The organism is Nonomuraea sp. NPDC005692, from assembly GCF_040631115.1.
Taxonomy (GTDB): domain Bacteria; phylum Actinomycetota; class Actinomycetes; order Streptosporangiales; family Streptosporangiaceae; genus Nonomuraea.
In genome coordinates this window covers 222110-243134 of sequence record NZ_JBEXYU010000006.1, presented here as the reverse complement: position 1 = coordinate 243134, position 21025 = coordinate 222110, and the positions used below count along the sequence as shown (strand labels likewise).

The 21025-nt window shown below is 72.2% G+C and carries 15 protein-coding genes; 8 read left to right on the top strand and 7 right to left on the bottom strand.

Annotated elements, in window-relative coordinates; all coding sequences use genetic code 11:
• The first annotated feature begins 167 nt into the window (after positions 1-167).
• The 4 genes from ABZ459_RS16245 to ABZ459_RS16230 are packed head-to-tail and all read left to right on the top strand — an operon-like array spanning position 168 to position 5816.
• Positions 168-605: a hypothetical protein gene (locus ABZ459_RS16245; protein WP_357971037.1), complete on the top strand. Its 438-nt coding sequence runs from the start codon at positions 168-170 to the stop codon at positions 603-605.
• A complete protein-coding gene (locus ABZ459_RS16240; protein WP_357971036.1) occupies positions 602-2098 on the top strand; it encodes a glycosyltransferase family 2 protein in 1497 nt (498 codons plus the stop codon). The genes ABZ459_RS16245 and ABZ459_RS16240 overlap by 4 nt, the downstream gene beginning before the upstream one ends.
• Positions 2095-4131, top strand: a complete 2037-nt coding sequence (locus ABZ459_RS16235) for a glycosyltransferase family 2 protein (RefSeq protein WP_357971035.1) — start codon at positions 2095-2097, stop codon at positions 4129-4131. The genes ABZ459_RS16240 and ABZ459_RS16235 overlap by 4 nt, the downstream gene beginning before the upstream one ends.
• On the top strand, positions 4128-5816 hold the full coding sequence (locus tag ABZ459_RS16230) for a glycosyltransferase (RefSeq protein ID WP_357971034.1): 1689 nt from the start codon (positions 4128-4130) through the stop codon (positions 5814-5816). The genes ABZ459_RS16235 and ABZ459_RS16230 overlap by 4 nt, the downstream gene beginning before the upstream one ends.
• A 16-nt stretch (positions 5817-5832) precedes the next feature.
• Here the strand turns inward: ABZ459_RS16230 and ABZ459_RS16225 are convergent, their stop codons facing one another.
• The 4 genes from ABZ459_RS16225 to ABZ459_RS16210 all read right to left on the bottom strand — a co-directional run bounded on the left by ABZ459_RS16225 (position 5833) and on the right by ABZ459_RS16210 (position 11083).
• Complete coding sequence (locus tag ABZ459_RS16225) at positions 5833-7122, bottom strand: homoserine dehydrogenase (protein WP_357971033.1); 1290 nt, start codon at positions 7120-7122, stop codon at positions 5833-5835.
• Positions 7119-8459 (bottom strand): diaminopimelate decarboxylase, encoded by a 1341-nt coding sequence (gene lysA / locus ABZ459_RS16220; RefSeq protein WP_357971212.1) that lies wholly within the window; start codon positions 8457-8459, stop codon positions 7119-7121. The genes ABZ459_RS16225 and lysA overlap by 4 nt, the downstream gene beginning before the upstream one ends.
• A 163-nt stretch (positions 8460-8622) precedes the next feature.
• Positions 8623-9255, bottom strand: a complete 633-nt coding sequence (locus ABZ459_RS16215; RefSeq protein ID WP_357971032.1) for an anticodon-binding protein — start codon at positions 9253-9255, stop codon at positions 8623-8625.
• A 16-nt stretch (positions 9256-9271) separates the two neighbouring features.
• On the bottom strand, positions 9272-11083 hold the full coding sequence (locus ABZ459_RS16210) for a hypothetical protein (RefSeq protein WP_357971031.1): 1812 nt from the start codon (positions 11081-11083) through the stop codon (positions 9272-9274).
• Between the two features lie 116 nt (positions 11084-11199).
• Here ABZ459_RS16210 and ABZ459_RS16205 point away from each other — a divergent pair, with 116 nt between their 5' ends.
• Complete coding sequence (locus ABZ459_RS16205; protein WP_357971030.1) at positions 11200-12822, top strand: asparagine synthetase B family protein; 1623 nt, start codon at positions 11200-11202, stop codon at positions 12820-12822.
• A gap of 264 nt (positions 12823-13086) precedes the next feature.
• Positions 13087-14781 (top strand): maltose alpha-D-glucosyltransferase, encoded by a 1695-nt coding sequence (gene treS / locus ABZ459_RS16200; protein WP_357971029.1) that lies wholly within the window; start codon positions 13087-13089, stop codon positions 14779-14781.
• Positions 14782-14799: 18 nt separating this feature from the next.
• Here the strand turns inward: treS and ABZ459_RS16195 are convergent, their stop codons facing one another.
• Genes ABZ459_RS16195 through ABZ459_RS16185 form a run of 3 tightly spaced genes read right to left on the bottom strand, consistent with a single transcriptional unit; the run spans position 14800 to position 18298 of the window.
• Positions 14800-17070, bottom strand: a complete 2271-nt coding sequence (locus ABZ459_RS16195; protein WP_357971028.1) for an FtsX-like permease family protein — start codon at positions 17068-17070, stop codon at positions 14800-14802.
• Positions 17067-17795 carry an ABC transporter ATP-binding protein gene (locus ABZ459_RS16190; RefSeq protein WP_352320362.1) on the bottom strand — a complete coding sequence of 243 codons (729 nt, stop codon included), beginning with the start codon at positions 17793-17795 and terminating at the stop codon, positions 17067-17069. The genes ABZ459_RS16195 and ABZ459_RS16190 overlap by 4 nt, the downstream gene beginning before the upstream one ends.
• Positions 17792-18298 carry a PadR family transcriptional regulator gene (locus ABZ459_RS16185; protein ID WP_352349944.1) on the bottom strand — a complete coding sequence of 169 codons (507 nt, stop codon included), beginning with the start codon at positions 18296-18298 and terminating at the stop codon, positions 17792-17794. Before ABZ459_RS16185 ends, ABZ459_RS16190 begins: the two co-directional genes overlap by 4 nt.
• 130 nt (positions 18299-18428) lie before the next feature.
• On the opposite strand from ABZ459_RS16185, the gene ABZ459_RS16180 reads away from it, so the two are divergent.
• Both ABZ459_RS16180 and ABZ459_RS16175 read left to right on the top strand, forming a co-directional pair.
• Positions 18429-19676: an ABC transporter substrate-binding protein gene (locus ABZ459_RS16180; RefSeq protein WP_357971027.1), complete on the top strand. Its 1248-nt coding sequence runs from the start codon at positions 18429-18431 to the stop codon at positions 19674-19676.
• A gap of 8 nt (positions 19677-19684) precedes the next feature.
• The gene (locus ABZ459_RS16175; protein WP_352320357.1) at positions 19685-21013 is read left to right on the top strand and encodes an ABC transporter substrate-binding protein; all 1329 of its coding nucleotides are present in this window, start codon (positions 19685-19687) and stop codon (positions 21011-21013) included.
• Positions 21014-21025: the final 12 nt, after the last annotated feature.

Genomic DNA, 21025 nt, shown 5'->3' with positions numbered 1-21025 from the left:
CAGACAGGCAGCTTTCGCATGGCGGGCGGCGTGGGCCCCGAGGCAGCGGGTTCCCAGTTTTCCTCCAGGAACTTATGGCACGGTAGAGGTCAGGGTTTATTAGGGTGGCAAAAATCCCGCCCATCCTCCTATGCCCGACTAGTCGTGACTATGAAAGGTTTGCGCGGATGCTCTCGCCCCGCCGACTGGCAGCGGCCGCCGCACTTCTCGCAGTCGTGGCCGCCGGGGTGCTCGCCCTCCTCGTCCTGGCCGGCCTGCTCACCCTCGGTGCGGCGGCGGCCGTCGCGGCGTTCGCGGTCACGCTGGCCGCCCTCGCCCTGCTGCTGCTCACCGTCCGCCGCGTGGACGGCAAGGCGCACCGGATCGACCTGCGCATGAAGAAGCAGGAGGCCGAGCTCGCCCGTACGACGACCGCGGTCAAGAACCTCGAATCCCGGCTGGAGCTGCTGGTCCAGGCCGTCGAGGAGTCGGCCGCGCGGCGGGCCGACGACATCGGGGCGATCCTCGCCTCGCTCGGCGAGGACCGGGTGAACGCCATGACCAGGGCCCGGGAGGTCGAGGAGCTGCGCGAGGAGGTTCGCGCGCTGGCCAAGGGCCTGGCATGATCCGCGTCCGGCACAACGACTACGGGGTGCTGCGCCCGCCCGCGATCGGGGACTGGAAGCCCGAGCTGCGCGTGTCCGTGGTCATCCCGGCCTACGACTGCCAGGAGGCGCTGGAGCGCACGGCGTCCGCGCTGGCCGCGCAGACCTATCCGGCCGGGCTCGTCGAGATCGTGGTCGCCGACGACGGCAGCACGCCGCCGGTCGAGCTGCCGGGAGCCCGCGTCGTACGGGTGGCCGACGGCTGGGGACGCGGCGCGGCCCGGCAGACCGGGCAGCTGGCCGCCACCGGCGAGGTGATCCACTGGCTGGACTCCGACATGATCCTGGCCCCCGACCACCTCGAGGCGCACATGCGCTGGCACCACCTGCTCGACCACGCGGTGGTGATCGGCGACATCCGGTTCGTGACGGCCCCGGGCGAGGAGGGCACGCAGCCGGAGTACACGCGCAAGACCCTGGAGTCGACCCGGATGCTGAAGGACGCGGGGACGAGCGCGTACCTGCTGCACACGGGGGCCTCCACGTCGGTGCGCGCCGAGCTGCTGCGCGCGGCGGGCGGCGTGGACACCTCGCTCAACATGGCCGAGGACACCGAGCTGGGGTACCGGCTGGCCCAGGCGGGGGCGGTGTTCGTGCCCGATCCGCAGGCCAGGGCGTGGCACGTCGGGCCGTCCACGGTGATGTCGCGGGAGAAGGAGGTCCACCGGCACAACTGGTCCTACCTGGGCGACCTCGTGCCGCAGCTGCGCTGGCTGCGCAGCCATCCCCGGCGCCACTGGCGGGTGCCGTACGTGCGGGTCGTGGTGAGCGCCACCACGTACGAGGAGACCCGGGCGAGTGTGGACGCGGCGCTGGCGGGCACGCTGCCCGACGCCGCCGTCACCGTGGTCGGCCCCTGGGGCCGGCTGACCGGCGAGCGCCGGTCCAGCCTCGACGACCCGCTGCTGGACCTGCGGCTGCTGCACAACCTGTACGCCCACGAGCCGCGCGTCACGTTCGCGGAAAGCGAACCCGTCAGCGTCGCCCCCACCCCGTTCCTGCTGCGGCTGCCCGCCGGATGGGTCCTCGGGGCCGACACCCTCGCCCGGCTCGTGCGACTGGCCGACGAGGACCTGCTCGGCCTGCTCTGCGTCGCCCTGGCCGAGGACTCGGACGGGGTCGTGGCCGCCCGGCTGGAGCGCACGGCCGCCTTCGCCCGCGCCGCGCGCTACGACGGCGCCGCCGACGACCTGGTGGACGAGCTGTTCGGCGTCCTGTGGGTCGAGGGCGGCGAGCACGGTTTCGGCACCGCCGCGGAGCCTCCGCCGCTGGGCGGCGACCCGGCCAAGTGGCGCGCGCTGGCGGCCCGGCGGCTGGCGGAGACCAAGGAGCTGCGGGCCCAGGTCGACCGGCTCGCCGCCGAGGTCGAGCGCCTGTCCCGCGCGCAGGACGAGGAGGACCCCGCTCCCGGGCCGCTGAGCTCCCTGATCCGGCACCTGCGGAGCGCCGGATGATCGCCGATCAATCGTCCGCCGAGCGGCGGACGGTCACCGCGCTGCTGGCGGAGCTGCCGGAGGCCCGGGTGTTCCTGGCCGGCATCGAGGGCCACACCTTCCCGGCCGACGGCGCGGGCCGGGCCGTGGACCTGGACCGGGACCTGCTGGAGCCGCCCGCCGAGCCGGAGTCGGCCGACCACGTCCTCGTGCTCGCCAGGACGCCCGCCGACCTGCGCAGGGTGGCGACCCTGCACAAGCTGCTCCCGCTGGCCGGGCGGGTGGTGGTGTGCGTGCTCGACGCCCCCGCCTCGCACCCGGCCCCCGTGCCCACGCCGACCCCCGCGCACCGCTGGCGGTCGCTGACCGACCTGCGGGTGTACCAGCCCAGGAGCCGGGTGTGGGTGGTGGACGCCCGCTTCTCGGCCGCGACGCCCGCCGGCCGTACGGTCACCGCCACCGCCCGCGCCTTCGCCGGGCACCGCCTGGACGTGATCGCCGCACCCGCCGCCGGCATCGCCGGGATCGGCTCGGCCGACTGGCGTCCCGGCGACCCGAACGCCACGCCCGCCGAGGTGAGCGGCCCGGTCCCCGAACGCGTCGGCGCGCCCGGCAGTGACGTCGTGCTCCGCACGCTGGGCGACGACGCCCTCCGCGGTCTGGCCGGCGACGCCCTGCGCCCGCCGGGCGACGGCCGCGCCCCGGACGCGTCCCCGGCCCTGACGCCGGGCGGGTCCGGCGAGCCGGGCGGGATCGGCTGGGCCGGGGATCAGGCGCCCGTCGAACGGCCCACGATCGTCGCCGCGAGCTGGGAGAGCATCGGGCGTCCCGGCGGGGCGGGGTCGCCGCTGGCCGATCCCGACGTGCTCGGCGAGCCGTCGATGGTCCCGCCCGTGGACGAGCGGCTGGTGAACCCCCAGGGTTTCGTGACCACCCCGTCCCGGGGCATGGCCGCGCTGACCGAGCGCGACGGCCGCTGGTCGGTGCTGCTCGACGGCAAGGTCGTGACGACGTTCGCCGAGTCGGGCGGGGTCACCGACGCCGACGTGGCCAGGCTCCGGCAGATCCGCGGCGTCGAGGTGAGCTGGCAACATCCGCACAGCGGCCCGCTGGCGGCCGTGCGGGTGCTGGCCGGTCTGGCCGCCGCCGGGGTGCCGCTGGTCACCGGAGCCGTGCCGCGCTGGGCGGGCGCTCTCGGGGACGAGCTGGTCACGCTGCTGCCCGCCGCCCCCGACCTGTCCGACGAGCTGCGGCGCGAGGAGCACAGCATCCGGCTGCGCCGGGCCGCCCTGCGCACCCATGGCGTGGCCGCCCGATGGGAGCAGCTCGGCGCGCCCGCCCCCGCTCCCCCGCTCACCTCCGTCCTGCTGGCCACCCGGCGCGCCGACATGGTGCCGTTCGCCCTGCGGCAGATCGCCCGCCAGCGCGACGCCCAGCTCGAAGTGGTGCTCGCGCTGCACGGCGTCCCGCGGGAGCACCCCGACGTCGCCGCCGCCCTGGCCGCCTTCGGCGGTCCGCTGACCGTGTACGAGGCCGACCCCGCGGCCGTCTTCGGCGAGGTGCTGAACGAGGCCGCCGCCAGGGCCTCCGGCTCATTCCTGCTCAAGATGGACGACGACGACTGGTACGGCCCAGACTTCCTGGCCGACCTGCTGCTCGCCCACGCCTACTCGGGGGCGCAGGTGGTCGGCACGGTGCCCGAGTTCGTCTACCTGGCCTCGATCGACGTCACCGTGCACCGCAGCCAGGTCACCGAGCAGATCACCAGCTTCGTGGCGGGCGGCACGATCCTGGTGGAGCGTTCGGCGTTCCAGGCCGTGGGCGGTTTCCGGCCGCTGCGCCGCTCGGTGGACACCCAGTTCCAGGAGGCCCTCCAGGCGGCGGGCGGCCAGATCTACCGCACCCACGGCCTGGGCTACATCCTGCGCCGCGGCCCGGCCTCCGCCCACACCTGGCAGGAGCCGATCGGCACGTTCCTGCGCCGCAACCGGCGCCAGTGGCGCGGGTTCCGCCCGAACGCCCTGATGGAGCTGGAGGGGAGCAGCCGCCCATGACCGTCCCGCGCATCCGTGGCAACGACTTCGGCGTCCTCGACCCTCCCGAGCTGGGGGCCTGGGAGCCGGAGCTCGCCGTCACGGTCGTCATCCCGGCGCACGACCGCCAGGAGACCCTGGACCTGACGCTCGCCGCCCTGTCCGCGCAGAGCTACCCGGCGCACCTGCTCGACGTGATCGTGGTGGACGACGGCAGCGCCACCCCCATCCGCCTGCCCGACCTCGCCCCGGGCGGCACCAAGCTGATCTCCAGCCCGCCGGGCGGCTGGGGGCGCGCCTGGGCCGTGCAGGCGGGCCTGGACGCCGCCGCCGGCGAGGTCGTCCTCGTGCTGGACGCCGACATGGTCCCGCACCGGCGGCACGTCGAGGCCCAGCTCCGGTGGCACCACCTGGCCCCGTACGTCGTGGTGCTCGGCTGGATCGACTTCACCTCGGCCGGCCAGCCGCCCACGCCGGAGCAGGTCGTCCAGGCCCTGGACGCAGGCGCCGAGGACGGCCTGTTCCCGCTGTCACCGCACCGGCACGACTGGGCCGAGAGGATCATCCACGACCACGACGGCCTGCGTACGGCGTCCGGCGCGACGGCCGCCCGCGTGCACGTGGGGGCCACGGCGTCGTACCCGGCGGCGCTGCTGCGCTCGATCGGCGGCCTGGACACCTCGCTGGTGCTGGCCGAGGACACCGAGCTGGGGTACCGGCTCGTCCAGGCGGGGGCGGTGTTCGTCCCGGACCCGCAGGCGCGGGCGTGGCACGTCGGCCTGCCGACCGCGATGCGCGACGTCGCCGCGTTGAAGCGGTACAACGACCCCTACGTGGCCGACCGGGTTCCCTACCGGCGGTATCTGCGGACGGATCCGGGGCGGCAGTGGCTGGTGCCGTACGTGGAGGCGGTGGTGACGGCGGGCGGTTACGAGGACACCCGCGCCACCGCGGACGCCCTGCTCGCCTCCTCCGTCCCCGACGTGCGCCTCACCCTCACGGGCCCCTGGCCCGCGCTGCCCACCGGACGCCGCTCGCCCCTGCGCGACCCCGATCTGGACCTGCGCCTGCTCAAGGCCACCTTCGAGCACGACCCACGAGTGCGGCTGGCCACCGAACCGCCTCCTGGGCCACCCGCCGGCACGGCGGCCCCCTTCCGCCTGACCGTGCCGCCCGGCTGGACCCTCTCCCCCGGCACGCTCGAACGCCTGATCGCCCACCTGGACGAGCACGACCTCGGCAGCCTGTGCCTGGCCCTGGACGAGACCCCGCAGGGCGTGGTCGCCGCCCGCCTCGACCGTACGGCCGCCCTGTCCAGAGCCGCCCTGGTCGCCACCCCCGACGACCACCCGGACGACCTGATCGACACCCTGTACGGCCTGGAATGGGCCGACGGCGCGTCGTGGGGCCTGCGCCGCCGCCCCGACGTCTACCCGCCGCGCCGGCCGCCGGTCGCCGAGCTAGCCCTGCTCACCGCCCGCCACGAGAAGGACCTGACCCTCCACCGCAAGCGCGTCGCCGCTCTGCGCGCCGAGATCGCCCAGCTGCGCCGGGAGGCCGCCAAGAACGGCAGGGACGCCTCCCGCTGGCGGGAGAAGGCCGAGAGCTGGCGGCGCGAGGCGATGCGGCTGGCCCGCGAACAGGACCGCACGGTCCTGAAACGGGCCGTACGCCGCGTCCGCGACCTGGCCTTCCCCGCCCGCTGACCGGGCGGGGCGGGCGTCAGTCGTCGCCCTCCACGCGCATCACGCCGGCGACCGCGCGGACGATGTCGAGCTCGCGCAGCCCCTCCATGGTCGCCGTGAGGGCCGCGTCGGTGGCGCGGTGGCTGACGATGACGAGCTGGGCGTCGTCGCCGTGCCCCTCCTGGCGGACGGTCTGGATGGACACGTCGTGCTTGGCGAACAGGTCGGCCACCCGCGCCAGCACGCCCGGCTTGTCGGCCACGTCGAGCGCCACGTGGCAGCGCGTGACCGTGTCGCCCATCGGGTGGACGGCCAGGTCGGCGTAGGTGGACTCCTCGGGCCCGTGGGTGCCGGCCAGCCGGTTGCGGCCGACGGCCACGAGGTCGCCGAGCACGGCCGAGGCCGTCGGCGCGCCGCCGGCGCCCTTGCCGTAGAACATGAGCTGCCCGGCCGACTCGGCCTCCACGAACACCGCGTTGTACGCCTCGCGCACCCCCGCGAGCGGGTGGGTCCGCGGGATCATCGCCGGGTGCACCCGCACGCCGAACGAACGGCCGTCGTCGGAGCGCTGGCAGATGGCCAGCAGCTTGATGACGTAGCCCATGGCCTTGGCGGAGGCGACGTCGGTCGCGGTGATCTCGGTGATGCCCTCGCGGTGCACCTTGTCGGCGGTGACCCGGCTGTGGAAGGCCAGGCCGGCCAGGATCGCGGCCTTGGCGGCGGCGTCGAAGCCCTCGACGTCGGCCGTCGGGTCGGCCTCGGCGTAGCCGAGCGTCTGGGCCTCCTCCAGGGCGTCGGTGAAGGACGCGCCCGTGGTGTCCATCTTGTCGAGGATGTAGTTGGTGGTGCCGTTGACGATGCCGAGCACGCGCTTGACGTGGTCGCCGGCCAGCGACTCGCGCAGCGGGCGCAGCAGCGGGATCGCGCCGGCCACGCTGGCCTCGAAGTAGAGGTCGCCGCCGCCCCGGCGGGCCGCCTCGTGCAGGGACGAGCCGTCCTCCGCCAGCAGGGCCTTGTTGGCGGTGACGACCGACTTGCCGCGTTCGAGGGCGGCCACGATGAGCGTGCGGGCCGGCTCGATGCCGCCGATCACCTCGACGACGATGTCGATGTCGTCGCGGGTGACCAGGGACTCGGCGTCGGTGGTCAGCAGCGCCGGGTCGACCTCGATGTCACGCTTGCGCCCGAGCCTGCGCACGGCCACGCCGGCCAGCTCGAGCGGGGCGCCGATGCGCGCGGCCAGGTCGCCGGCCTGCTCGTGCAGGAGCCTGATGACCTGCGAGCCGACGACGCCGCAGCCCAGCAGAGCCACTTTCAGCGGTTTCACAGCTGCCCCCTCAACAGGTCGTCCTCGGTCTCGCCCGCCACGATCACCCGGGCCGCGCCGTCGGCGACGGCGACCACGGCGGGCCTGGGCAGGTAGTTGTAGTTGCTGGCCAGCGAGCGGCAGTAGGCGCCGGTCGCGGCCACGGCGACCAGGTCGCCGGGCGCCAGGTCGGCGGGCAGGTGGCAGTCGCGCACGAGGATGTCGCCGCTCTCGCAGTGCTTGCCGACCAGGCGGCTGAGCATGGGCTCGGCGTCGCTGGCGCGGCTGACGAGGGTGGCGGTGTACTCGGCGCCGTAGAGGGCGGTGCGCACGTTGTCGCTCATGCCGCCGTCGACGCTGACGTACGTGCGCAGGCCCTCGACGTCCTTGACCGTGCCGACCTCGTAGAGGGTGATGCCACCGGGACCCACGATGGTGCGGCCCGGCTCGACGGTCAGGCGCGGCACCGGCAGGCCGGCGTCGGCGCAGACCTTCGTGACGATCTCGCGCAGGCCGTCGGCCAGCTCCTTGATGTCGGGGGCCTCGTCGCCGTCGACGTAGGCGATGCCGTAGCCGCCGCCGAGGTCGAGCTCCGGCAGGACGACGTCGTGCTCGTCCTTGATCTGCACGAGCAGCGTGGCCAGCCGCCGCGCGGCCACCTCGAACCCGGCGGTGTCGACGATCTGCGACCCGATGTGGGAGTGGAGGCCGACCAGGTCGAGCTGCGGCAGCGCGAGGATGCGGCGCACGGCCTCGGCGGCGGCGCCGGTGTTGAGCGACAGGCCGAACTTCTGGTCGTCGTGGGCCGTGGCGATGAACTCGTGGGTGTGGGCCTCGACCCCGGTGGTCACCCGGATCATCACCTTGGGCCGCTTGCCGAGCTGCTCGGCGAGGTAGCCGAGGCGGGCGATCTCCTCGTAGGAGTCGACCACGATGTGCCCGACGCCGCTTTCCAGGGCGCGGGTCAGCTCGGCCGTGGACTTGTTGTTGCCGTGGAGGGTGATGCGCTCGGGCGGGAAGCCGACGCTGAGCGCCACCGCCAGCTCGCCGCCGCTGGCGACGTCGAGCCCGAGGCCCTCGTCGGCCAGCCAGCGCACGATCTCCTTGCACAGGAACGCCTTGCCCGCGTAGTGGACCTCGGAGCCCTGGAAGGCCGTGGCGTAGTCGCGCATGCGTGAGCGTACGTCGGCCTCGTCGAGGACGTAGAGCGGCGTGCCGAACTCGCGGGCCAGGTCGCGCACGTCGACGCCGCCGACCGTGAGTGTGCCGTCGGTCCGGGTCGACGTTCGGGGCCAGATCGTGGGGTCGATCCGGTTGAGGTCGGCGGGCGCCATCGGGGGGCGCTCGTGGGGCAGCATCTCGGCGTGCCGGTCCCCGGCTGGATGGACGAAGCTCACCCGATCGAGGCTATCGGAACCGCCACCCCTTCCAGGACCGCTGCCCACGTATCGAGACGCGATCAAGGTCCACAAGCAAAATATTCACGATTTTTCGCGCTTTAGCCGGATATTTTACGATCCATCACAATCTTTCCGGCCCAACCAGTACCCCCCGGACGGCCTCCGCGAGCCGCAACCGGGCCGTGTGCACCGGCCGGACCGGCTCGTCGCCCATCGGGACGGCGGGGGCGTGCTCGTGGGCGTCGTGGTAGGCCAGCGCCAGCCGGACCGCGAAGGCATCCCAGCCGGGGTCGCGGCTGACGGCGCGTCCAGGCACCTCGGCCAGCACCCGCAGCACCCGGCGGTCGTAGGGCCCGTCGAGCAGCTCGGGCCGGAACCCCGTGCGCGGCACCCCCAGCTCCCCGGCCCACCGCCGCACCGCGCAGGCGCGGGCATGGGCGTACCGGACGACGAAGCCGGGGTTGTCCCACGTGCGCGGGAAGTCGGGCCAGCCGGGCTCGGGCAGGTCCGGCGGGTTCAGCGACTCGACCAGCCGTCCCGGCACGTCCACGACGATGCGCAGGAAGCCGTTCGGCCGCGCCTGCGCCCCGGCCACCCCCTCCACCGCCCGCACCCGCGCGGCCAGCTCGGCCGGCGGGACGCGGCGGCGCAGCGCGGCGGCCGAGACGTAGACGGCCTCCCGCTCCCACGTGCCCTCGGGCGCCGGCGGCTCCCCCAGCACCTCCTCCAGCGCCTCGGCCAGCAGGTCGGTCATCGCCTCAGCGTAGGCGTCAGATCAGCGCGTGCGGCTCCGCCGAGCCGTACTCGACCAGTTGGGCCGCGCCCAGCAGCCAGCGGTCCTCGTCGCGCACCCGCACGTAGCCGAACCGGTCGGCGGAGAAGACCTTTACGCCGTCGGTGCGGCACTGGCGCATCATGACCTCGTCCCAGCCCTCGGTGAGGTCGGCGAAACCCAGCTCGCGCAGGGCGTTCCTGCGGGCGAGCAGGGTGGCCCCGGCGATCTCGGGGAGGTAGGCGTACTCGGCCTCGGGCTGCTTGAGCAGGGTCGCCTGGGGCTTGCGCAGGTGGGCGTAGAAGGCGGCCTTGCCGACGATGTCGGCCGTGCTGAACAGGAAGGCCCGCCGCAGGTCGGACAGGTAGTGCGGGCCGTAGACGTCGCGCGGGTCCATGACCGCGACCAGGTCGGCCTCGCACAGGTCGAGGCCCTTGGCCAGCATCGCGCCCTCGCTCATGGCGGGGTGGGGCCGCCGGTACAGCACCTCCGCGTCGGTCAGCACGTCGCGGGCGCGCAGCTCGGCCTCGGGCGGCCCGATGACGATCACCTGGGCCACGCCCGACTGCCTGGCCACCTGCGCCAGCGCGTGCTCCATGAGCGACGGGTCGAGGATCGGCAGCAGCACGGAGGTGTCGAGGGTGGCGCGGGCGCCGGGCAGGCCGATGGCCTCCAGCAGCTCGTCCACGCGCTCGGTCATCGTCCCCGTGCCGTACGCCCGGCGCAGCGCCACGTGCGCCCGCCGCGAGTCCGGCTCGGTGCCGATCGGCGTGCCGCAGGCGGCGATCTCGGCCAGCCGCCACTGCGGCGTGCCGGGCGGGCATTCGGCCGCGGCCGGCCAGCGGTAGGAGGTGAGCACGTCGGGATAGGCCAGGTGCGGCGGCAGGAGCTGGTCGAGCGTGAGCACCCGGTCGACCCGCCCGCCGGCCAGCGGCAGCGGGTTGTGCACCCGGGGCTGCACGCCGAAGTGCAGGCGCGGCCACGGGACCGTGGTGTCGCTGGTGAAGCGGTGCTCGAACAGCTCGGCCGCGGCGGCGTAGTCGGCCACGTCACCCTGGGTGTGCCAGAAGACGGTACGGATGCCGCGCTCGGCGCACCAGGCCAGCAGCGCCCTGAGCCCCTCGCCCGGCTCGCCGGTCAGCTCCTCCAGCCACGGCCCCTGCGTGACGGACTCCACCACGAGCAGGTGGGGCACCTCCAGCGGCAGCACGCGGGCGAAGTCCCGCGGCGTGAACCCGGTCGTCTGGCGCCACTCGTAGCGCAGCAGCGCCTCGACGTGCGGATCGGCGACGACGGCGGCGGTCAGGTGCGGGCGGGTGTTGGGCCCGGTGGGGATCCGGTACGGCTTGAGCTTGAACGAGGCCCCGCCCAGCGTCCTGGTCGTGCTGGTGGCCTGGAACGACGCCCCGGGACGCGCCTCCTTGACCCCCTGGACGGCCACCGGCCGCCGCTTGGGCGCGCTGGGCCGCTTGACCGGCCTGGCCGCGCCCCTGAGCCCCTTGGCCAGGCGCATCGGGTTGTTCTTGCCGCTCTTGATGGCGTCGCCGAGCCGGTTCCAGCGGGCGACCTTGATCGAGGACAGCTTCCAGTTGGCCACCTCGGCCTGGAAGCGCTGCTCGGCCAGCTCCTTGCGCAGCCTGTCGGCCGCGGCCCGCTCGGCCTCCAGCCGTTCCTCGGCCTCGCTCAGCTGCTCGGCCAGCTTCCTGGCCTCCTCGGCGCTCTCCTCGGCGGCCGCCAGCCTGGACTGCGCGGCGTCCAGCAGCCTGGCCAGTTCGGCCGCGCGCTCGGCCTGCGCGACAGCTTCCCGCAACGCCCGACGCGTGCTTTCCAGCTCGGTAGACAACCGGACCTCCGCTCTCTTAGCCCGGCAAAGGATACTCTTTTGCAGGAAGCGTCTCGAAGGGATGAGATCCGGTGCAGTTCAACGTGCGACCCTACGTATGCGGCGCTCTCGGCCGGATCGACACCTCCATACTGGGCAAACTCACCGCCGCGGGCCCCAAGGTGCGGCCCGCGCTCCAGACGGACGAGGCCGCGCTGTTCAGCTCCGCGCCGCTGCCGCCGTACCACCGGGCGGGCGGCGCGTTCGCGTTCTCGTGGGGCGAGCGCAAGCCGGCCGCCGCCGAGGACTGGATCACGGTCGCGGAGACGTACGAGACGCCCGGCCTGATCGGCGACGGCGCGCGGGTGGCGCTGCACGCGGGCGCTCTGGGCCTGGTCGACGTCTACTACGTGCGCCAGGGCGACGCGGTCTACTTCTCCTCGCTGATCCAGCCGCTGCTCAGCCTGGTGGCCATCGAGATCGACTGGGCCGCCTGGGCCTCGATCATCCAGGTGACGTTCCCGCTGGGCGAGGCGACCCCGTACCGGGAGGTCAGGCGGCTGCCGGGGTCGAGCGCGCTGGTGTTCGAGCACGGCCGCCTGGCCACCGAGCGCCGGTTGCCGCGCTGGCTGCGCACCGAGCCGTACGAGGCGTGGACCAGCCCCGAGGAGATCGTCGAGCTGCTCCACCACGTCTACGAGGACTACGACGGCCGCAAGCTGCTCGTGCCGGTCAGCGGCGGCTACGACTCGCGCCTGCTGGCGAGCGTGGCCGTGGCCCGCGGCGCCGACGTCGAGTCGTGGACCACCAGCCCCGACGACGGCACCGACACCGACATCGCCTTCGCCAGAGCGATCACCCGCGAGCTGGGCATCCCGCACCGGGTCGTCACCCAGGACGCCGCCGCCTACCCCGGCGACGCCGCCGAGGTGGCCCGCCGGCTGGAGTACCTGACGCCGCACCACGCCTGGTACGCGCCGTTCGCCAAGGAGGTGCACGGCGCGGGCCGCATCCTGGTCGACGGCCTGGCCGGCGGCCCGCTGCTGAAGAACTTCATGGTCAGCGGCGCCGCACTGGAGGCCAGGACGCAGGCCGAGCGGTCGGCGGCGCTGCTCGGCTCGCTGTCGCTGGGCGCACCCGCGCAGCCGTTCCTGTCCAAGGCCGCCGCGCAGTGGATGGAGGAGACCGTGCGCGAGCAGTTCGCGGCGGCCACCTCGATGCTCCACGGCCACCGGGCCGAGCTGCCGCTGTCGGTGCTGCACACCAGGACCGTGCGCGGCATCGCGCGTTCGGCGGTGAACCTGGTGGGCCCGGAGGCGTCGTTCGCGGCGCCGTTCATCCACCCCGCCTTCTTCGACGCCGCGCTCAGCGTCGGCGTCGCGCGCAAGGACAAGGGCCGCTTCTACCGCGAGGTACTGCACGCGGCCAACCCGAGGGTGGCCGCGCTGCCCTCCACGAACGTGGTCAAGCAGCCGCTCCAGCGGGTGCCCCTGCGTTCCACGGCCGCGCCGGCGCGGGCCTACTCCCACGGGATGCTCGAAGTCGTGGCCAGGCGCGTGCCCGGAATGCTCTCCGACGAGCTGCACGAGGTGATCGCCGGCGGGCCCGACGCGCTGACCCGGTTCAACGGCTGGAACGACCGTTTCTGGGTGCGCGGGCTGGTGCTTTTCGGACTCTGGCTGAACGACTTCGAGAACGACCTCCCCGACGTCACCGCCCCTTTTTAGCGAACTCTGGGTAACAGGGCGATTACATACGGATCTCGCGGGTATTACACGTCGCACAGCAGAAGCGGGTTCCGGAAAGCCACCGGGCTGGTAGTGTTCGGCCCGTAAGCGCCGCAACAAACGGGCACCAGATCACAAATCCGGTCTCGTTCGAGGGCATGGAGTTCGCAGGGATGACGACTCCACGCGGCGCGGTCACCAGCTAAGAACGCCGGGGTAACCGGTGACTTCGTCCTGCCCACATCTCTTCCTGTGAGCGACATCATGATCAACGCATCCCCATCACCGGAGTCGATCTCTGAGGCTTTCGTCTCGGAAGATCCGCGATGGTACAAGCGGGCGGTGTTCTACGAGGTTCTCGTCCGGGGGTTCAAGGACTCCAACGGTGACGGCACGGGCGACCTGCGCGGTCTCATCGAGAAGCTCGGGTACCTGGAATGGCTCGGCGTCGACTGCCTCTGGCTGCTGCCGCTGTACGAGTCCCCGCTGCGCGATGGCGGTTATGACATTTCGGACTATATGAAGATCCTTCCGGATTTTGGCGACCTGGGAGACTTCGTGCAGTTGATCGAGGCCGCGCACGAGCGGGGCCTGCGGATCATCACCGACCTGGTCATGAACCACACCAGCGACAGGCACCCGTGGTTCCAGGCTTCCAGGCATGACCCGGAGGGGCCCTACGGGGACTTCTACGTCTGGTCCGACGAGCCCACCGGCTATCCGGACGCGCCGATCATCTTCATCGGCGCCGAGGAGTCCAACTGGACGTACGACCCTGTGCGCAAGCAGTACTACTGGCACCGTTTCTTCCACCACCAGCCGGACCTGAACTATGACAACCCGGCGGTGCAGGAGGCCATGCTGGAGGTCCTGCGGTTCTGGCTCGACCTGGGCATCGACGGCTTCCGCCTCGACGCGGTGCCGTACCTGTTCGAGCGTGAGGGCACGGCGTGCTCCGGGCTGCCCGAGACGCACGCGTACCTGAAGAAGATCCGCTCGGAGGTCGACCGGCTCTACCCCGACCGGGTGCTGCTGGCCGAGGCCAACGGCTGGCCCGAGGACGTCGTGGAGTACTTCGGCGACCCCACCACCGGCGGCGACGAGTGCCACATGGCCTTCCACTTCCCGCTGATGCCGCGCATCTACATGGCGGTGAAGAAGGAGACCCGCGAGCCGATCTCCGAGATCATGTCCCGCACCCCCAAGCTGCCCGACACGGCACAGTGGGGCATCTTCCTGCGCAACCACGACGAGCTCACGCTCGAGACGGTGACCGAGGAAGAGCGCGACTACATGCACAAGGAGTACGCCAAGGACCCGCGCATGCGGGCCTACCTCGGCATCCGGCGTCGCCTGGCGCCCCTGCTGGACAACAACCGGGACCTGATCGAGCTGTTCACGGCGCTGTTGTTGTCGCTGCCGGGCTCGCCGGTCATGTACTACGGCGACGAAATCGGCATGGGCGACAACATCTGGCTGGAGGACCGCGACTCGGTCCGCACGCCGATGCAGTGGAGCCCCGACCGCAACGCCGGGTTCTCCTCGGCCGACCCGGGCCGCCTCTACCTGCCGGCCGTCATGGACCCGATCTACGGCTTCCAGGCGGTCAACGTGGAGGCCCAGCAGCGCCACGAGGGCTCCCTGCTGCACTTCACCCGGCGCATGCTGGAGATCCGCAAGAACCACCCGGTGTTCGGCCTCGGCGCCTACACCGAAATGTGGTCCTCCAACCCGTGCGTGCTCACGTACGTGCGCGAGGACCGCGACGACGTGATGCTCTGCGTCAACAACCTGTCGAAGTTCCCGCAGCCCGTCGAGCTGGACCTGCGCAGGTTCGAGGGCATGGTGCCGGTCGAGGCCCGCGGCGGGGTGCGCTTCCCGAAGATCGGTGAGCTGCCCTACCTGCTGACCCTGCCGGGCCACGGCTTCTACTGGTTCGCGCTGAAGCCCGGGGACTGAGCACAGCCCCCGGGGGGATCAGCGTGAAGTGACGGGCACCTGGGCACGGGCCGCGCGGCGGGCGGGAATGAGCGCCACCGCGAGGGCCGTGCCCACGGCCGTCACCACGGCCAACGCCAGCGTCACCGGCGAGGGCGCGCGGCCGATGCCCGCGCCCACGCCGCTCGTGTGACCCTGCAGGTCGATCAGCCCCACCACCACGGACGCCCCCACCGCCGTGCCGGCGCCGACGCCGAGCACGACCAGCAGGCCCGTACCGGTCACCAGCGTGGCCATGACCTGGCGTGGCGTCAGCCCCATCGCCTTGAGCACAGCCAGGTCGAAGGCGTGGTCGCGCAGGCCGATCGCGCTCGCGGTGAGCAGGTTGGCCAGGCCGATCAGGGCCAGCACGGCGATCAGCGCCACGATCACCACTCTGATGATCGACAGCCGGTCGGCCGGGTTGACCGCGGCCTGCACGTCGAGGCCCTCCGCCGACTCGGCCAGCAGCCGGGCCCGCACCTCCGCCTTGTCCGCGCCCGGCCGCAGCGCCAGCGCGTAGTACTGGGGCGGCACGGAGTCCTTGGCCGCCAGGCTGTCCAGGCCCACCGAGAGCACCTCGCCGTCCAGGTCGGGCTCGACGGTACGGCCCACGATCCGGACGATCAGCGGCGAGCCGCCCACGGTCAGGCGCACCCGGTCGCCGATCCTGACCCCCAGGAGGTCGAGCAGCCCCTGCCCGGCGACCGCCTCGCCGCGCTCGGTGTAGCCCCTGCCCTCCACGACGGGGAACGGGTAGGGGTCGGTCGAGCTGCCGACCGCCCGTACCCGGACCGAACGGGCCTCGCCCGGGGCCAGGGCGTTCACGTCGGTGCCCGGGTAGACCGAGCGCACGTCGCGGTCGCGTTCGGCGATGCGCTGGGCCTCGGCCGACTCCATCTGCTTGCCGGGGCGCACGTACAGGCTGGCGTGCTGGCCGACCTGTTCGGGGTGGCTGAGGAAGTTGTCGAGGGTGGCCCAGACGCCGAGGCCGATCGTGATCATCATCATCGGCACGGCCAGGCCGAACGCCGTCAGGAACGCCGGCACGCGCCTGGTGAAGGCGTCGCGGGTGCCCAGGATCAGGGCGGGCGGGAGGCGTACGAGCAGGCCGAGCCGGGCCAGCCGGGACAGGTGGCCGCGCGGCGGCGAGGCCGGCACGGCGGGGATCGGCGGCGTGCGCGCGCCCCGCCAGGCGGGCACCCCCACCGCGCCCAGGACGACCAGCGCCGTGCCCGCCACGATGGCCAGCACCGGCATCGGCGCGGCCGAGTACGTGCCGAGCACCACCGCCGTCGCCCCCCAGCCCGCCAGCGCGCCGAGACCGACGCCGAGCAGGCCGAGCGCGCCGTGCTCGACCAGGAGCAGCAGGGCGACCTGGCCGCCGGTGAAGCCCATCGACTTGAGCGTGGCCAGGTCGCGGAGCTGGCCGAGCACCCGGCCGCCGGCGGCGTTGGCCAGCGCGAGCGCCGCCGCGACCATGCCCACCACGCCGAACAGCGCGAGCAGCGTGCCGAGCAGCCGGTTGTCCAGCTCCATCGCGGCCCTGACCTCGCGCCAGGTGTAGACGCGCTGGAGCTTGTCCTCCAGCATCACCACGACGCGCTGGGCCACGACCTGGCTGGCGTCGGGGTCGGACAGGCGCAGCCCGGTGACCCATTCGCTGCGGCCCAGCATGGGCTCGACGCGGTCGAGCGTGGCGGGCAGCACCCAGGCCAGCCCGGGGGTCCATTCGGGGTAGAAGCCCTGGTCGGCGGAGTCGGCGATGCCGCGTACGTACAGCGTGTGGCGCTCGCCGTTGAGCGCGATGACGGTGAACGGGGAGCCGATCGCCAGGCCCAGCGACCTGGCGAAGGAGTGTTCGACGACCACGCCGTCGGGCTGCGAGCCGTCGAGCCACCTGCCCTCGGCCAGCACGGGATGGGCCACCCGGGGCGGCGAGGCGGGCATCGCGCGCAGCGACGCGGGCTCCTTCTTGCCCTCCTGCGCCACGGTGACGGGGGCCGAGCGGTAGGGGCCGGCGGTGCCGGTGACGCCGTCGATGCCGCCCAGGGCGACGTCGGGGTCGTCGTCGGTGTAGACCCAGACGTGGGCGCCGTCGGTCTGGGCCGACAGGCTGCGCCACGGGTTGGTGCCGTCCTCCAGGAGGGTCGCCGCGGTGATCAGGGCGGCCACGATCCCGGCCACGACCAGCACGGTGAGCACCGCCTGGCCCTTCCTGGCCCGCAGGTCGGCCTTGATCCACCGGCTTCCGGCCAGGGTGGTGCTCATCGGAGGTCGATCACCTCGCCGGCGGTACGGGTGCGGCGGCGGGCGATGCGGCCGTCGTCGACGATCTCGCCGTCGAACAGCGACACCAGCCGGTCGGCCAGGCCCGCCACCCGGGCGTCGTGGGTGACCATGACGATCGTCTGCCCCTCTTTGTGCACGTCGCTGAGCAGGCGCAGCACGTCGCGCGTGTTGCGGCTGTCGAGGTTGCCGGTGGGCTCGTCGGCCAGCAGCAGGCTGGGCTTGTTGGCCAGGGCCCTGGCCAGCGCGACGCGCTGCTGCTCGCCGCCGGAGAGCTGGGCGGGCGAGGCCGCGGCGCGGTCGGCCAGGTTGAGCGCGCCGAGCAGGCTCTCGCGCCGCTCGCGCGCCACCTTGGGCGAGGCCCCGGCCAGCAGCGCGGGCAGCTCGACGTTGTCGCCGACGGTCATGTTGGCGACCAGGTTGAAGAACTGGAAGACGAAGCCGACCTTCTTGCGCCGCAGCAGCGCCCAGGCGCTCTCGGAGAGGGTGTCGACCCGCTGCCCGTCGAGCCAGATCTCGCCGCTGGTGCGCGCGTCGAGGCCGCCGAGCATGTGCACGAGCGTGGACTTGCCCGAGCCGGACGGCCCCATCACCGCGACGAACTCGCCCGGCTCGACCTGGAGGTCCACCCCGCGCACGGCCGGCACCGGCACTGCGCCATCTTGGTAGATTTTGACCAGATTGACCGTTTTTAGGACCGAGCTCATGCCAGATCCTCCTGGCATCGCTCCAGCCAGTCAAGATCGGCCTGGAGGTGCAGCATGGCCCCCTCGATCAGCAGCAGGGCCACCCGGTCGGTGGGCTCCGTACGGGAGAGCAGGTCGTTGAGGTCGCCCATGAGCGACAGGTAGTGGCGGCGCTGGCGACTGATCAGCGCCATCCGGTCGGCGATGCCGGTGAGCGGCGCGAGCACGAGCTTCATGAAGAACTCGTCGCGCACCCTGGGCCCTTCGGTGGGCTCGTCGACCCAGATGGTGAGCAGGTCGCGGCCCTTGGCGGTCAGGTAGTAGACCTTCTTGTTCGGCCGGTTGGACTGCTCGACGTCGACGGCCCTGACCAGCCCGTCCTTCTCCAGCCGGCCGAGCGTCACGTATATCTGCCCGATGTTCGGGGAGGGGTAGGCGCTGCCGAACGTCTGTTCAAGGGCCTGTTTGAGCTCGTAGCCGTGGGCCGGTTCCTTGGCCAGGAGCGCCAGCAGGTGAAGCCGCACGCCTCACCTCCCCGCTTTGTGTTACGTGAGCGTTACGTAGGTATCCGTTGACCATCAGATTACAGGTGTGCATAACATGAATGCATCTACCTAACACGTATGTAACCCCGCTGATTGTGGAGGAAACAGAGTGCTGCGCCCGCTTTCGTTCGTTCTGGTCGTCGTGCTGGCGGCCGGATGCACGGCGGCGGGTGACGAGGGCAGCGGCGAGAAGGGGACGGGCGGCACAGGCCCGATCACCTTCGCCACCGGACGCGACACCACGGCGTACCTGCAACCCCTGCTGGACCGCTGGAACCAGGCCCACCCGGCCGAGAAGGTGACGCTGCTGGAGCTGCCCGAGGCCGCCGACGAGCAACGCGCCCAGATGGTGGCCAACCTCCAGGCCCAGAGCAACCGCTACGACGTGCTGGGGCTCGACGTCGTGTGGACCGCCGAGTTCGCGGAGAACGGCTGGATCATCCCCCTGGAGCGCGGGTTGTTCCCGCTCGACAGGTTCCTGCCGCCCGTCGTGGACACGGCCGTCTACAAGGGCAAGCTCTGGGCCGTCCCGTACACCAGCAACGCGGGACTGCTCTACTACCGGACCGATCTCATCAAGAAGCCGCCGCAGACCTGGGCGGAACTTCGCGATAAAGCGCGAGAAGTAACGAAAAAGCGGGACATCGGAGGCTATGCAGCCCAACTCCTGGCCTACGAAGGCTTGACCGTGAACTTCTCCGAGGCAGTGCAGTCGGCGGGCGGGCAGATTCTCAACCACGACGGCACGGAAGTGACCCTCGATCCGGCCAAGGGGAAGATCGCGCTCGACTTCCTGATGCAAGGGCTGCGGGAACGCTGGATCACCGGCGACTCGCTGACCTTCAAGGAGGAGGAGACCCGGCTGGCCTTCCAGGACGGGAAGCTGGCCTTCGCCCGCAACTGGCCGCACGCCTACGGCCCGGCCAGGGCCAAGCTGGGCGACCGCTTCGCGGTGACCCGGCTGCCCGGACTCAACGGTCAGGGATCCAGCTCCCTCGGCGGGATCAACCTGGCCGTCAGCGCCTACTCCAAGCACCAGCAGACCGCACAGCAGTTCATCCGCTACTTCACCAGCCTGGAGAACGAACGCCGCGTCCTCACCGAGGGCTCCTTCCCGCCCGTGTGGACCGAGCTGTACGACGACCCGGCCCTGATCAAGCGGTTCCCGTACCTGCCGGTGCTCAAGGAGAGCATCCTCGCCGCCAAACCACGGCCGGTGAGCGCCAACTACAACCAGGTGAGCCTGGTGATCGCCAGCTCGGTCGCCAAGGCCCTGGCCGACCCCGAGAACGAGTCCGCCGACGACGTCGCGGCCTCCATGAAGTCCGAACTCGAAGAGATCATCAGAACCCAGTGAGGCAAGCCATGCGTAAAGCCAGAGCAGCAGTAGTCCTGGCAGGGCTCGCGGTAGCCGTCGCCGCCTGCGGCAACGCCCCGACGACGACGACCCCCACCGCCTCGGAGTCGGCGCCGGCCAGTTCCGCCGCCGGCGCCAAGACGCTCGAGGGCGTCAAGCTGGAGGTCGCGGCCAAGTGGACCGGCGCGGAGCAGAAGAACTTCGAGCAGGTGCTCAAGGCCTTCTCCGACAAGACCGGCGCCACCGTCACCTACGCCTCCACGGGTGAGGACACCGGCGCCTACCTCGGCCCGCGCATCCAGGGCAAGAACCCGCCGGACGTCGCGATCCTGCCGCAGCCGGGTCTGGTGCAGCAGTACGCCAAGCAGGACGCGCTCAAGCCGCTGTCCGCCGAGGTCACCCAGGAGATCGACACCAACTACACGCCGTACTGGAAGGAGCTCGGCTCCGCCGACGGCAAGGTGTACGGCGTGCTCATCAAGGCGGCGCACAAGTCGCTGGTCTGGTACCGCTCCGAGGCGTTCGAGGAGGCCGGCGTCCAGGTGCCGACGACCTGGGACGAGCTGATCAAGGCCGGCCAGACCATCGCCGACTCCGGCACCCCGCCCTTCTCCCTCTGCGGCGCCTCCGGCTGGACGCTGACCGACCTGTTCGAGAACGTCTACCTGTCCAGCGCCGGCCCGGAGAACTACGACAAGCTCTCCAAGCACGAGATCCCCTGGACCGACGCCAGCGTCGCCACCGCCCTGGAGAAGATCGCGCAGATCGCGGGCAAGAAGGAGTTCGTGCTCGACGGCGCCTCCGGCGCCCTGCAGACCGACTTCCCGACCTGCGTGACCAAGGTCTACGGCAACAAGAAGGCCGCCATGGTCATCGAGGCCGACTTCGTCGCCACCCAGGCCACCCAGGACGGCGCCAAGGTCGGCGAGGGCGCCAAGTACTTCCCGTTCCCGAAGGCCGGCGACACCGCCCCGGTCGTGCTCGGCGGCGACGTGGCCGTGGTCATGAAGGACTCCCCCGGCGCGATGGCCCTGGTGCAGTTCCTGGCCTCCAAGGAGGGCGGCGAGATCTGGGCCAAGCTCCCCGGCTACCTGTCGCCCAACAAGAACGTCTCCCCCGACAACTACCCCGACGAGCTGACCAAGCAGCTCGGCCAGACGATCGTCTCCGCCGGCGACGCCGTCCGCTACGACATGTCGGACCTGGCCCCGAGCGCCTTCGGCGGCACCGACGGCAAGGGCGAGTGGAAGGTCCTCCAGGACTTCCTGCGCAACCCGAGCGACGTCAAGGGCGCCCAGGCGGCGCTCGAGGCCGAGGCCAAGAAGGCCTGGAAGTAAAGAGGTAAGGCC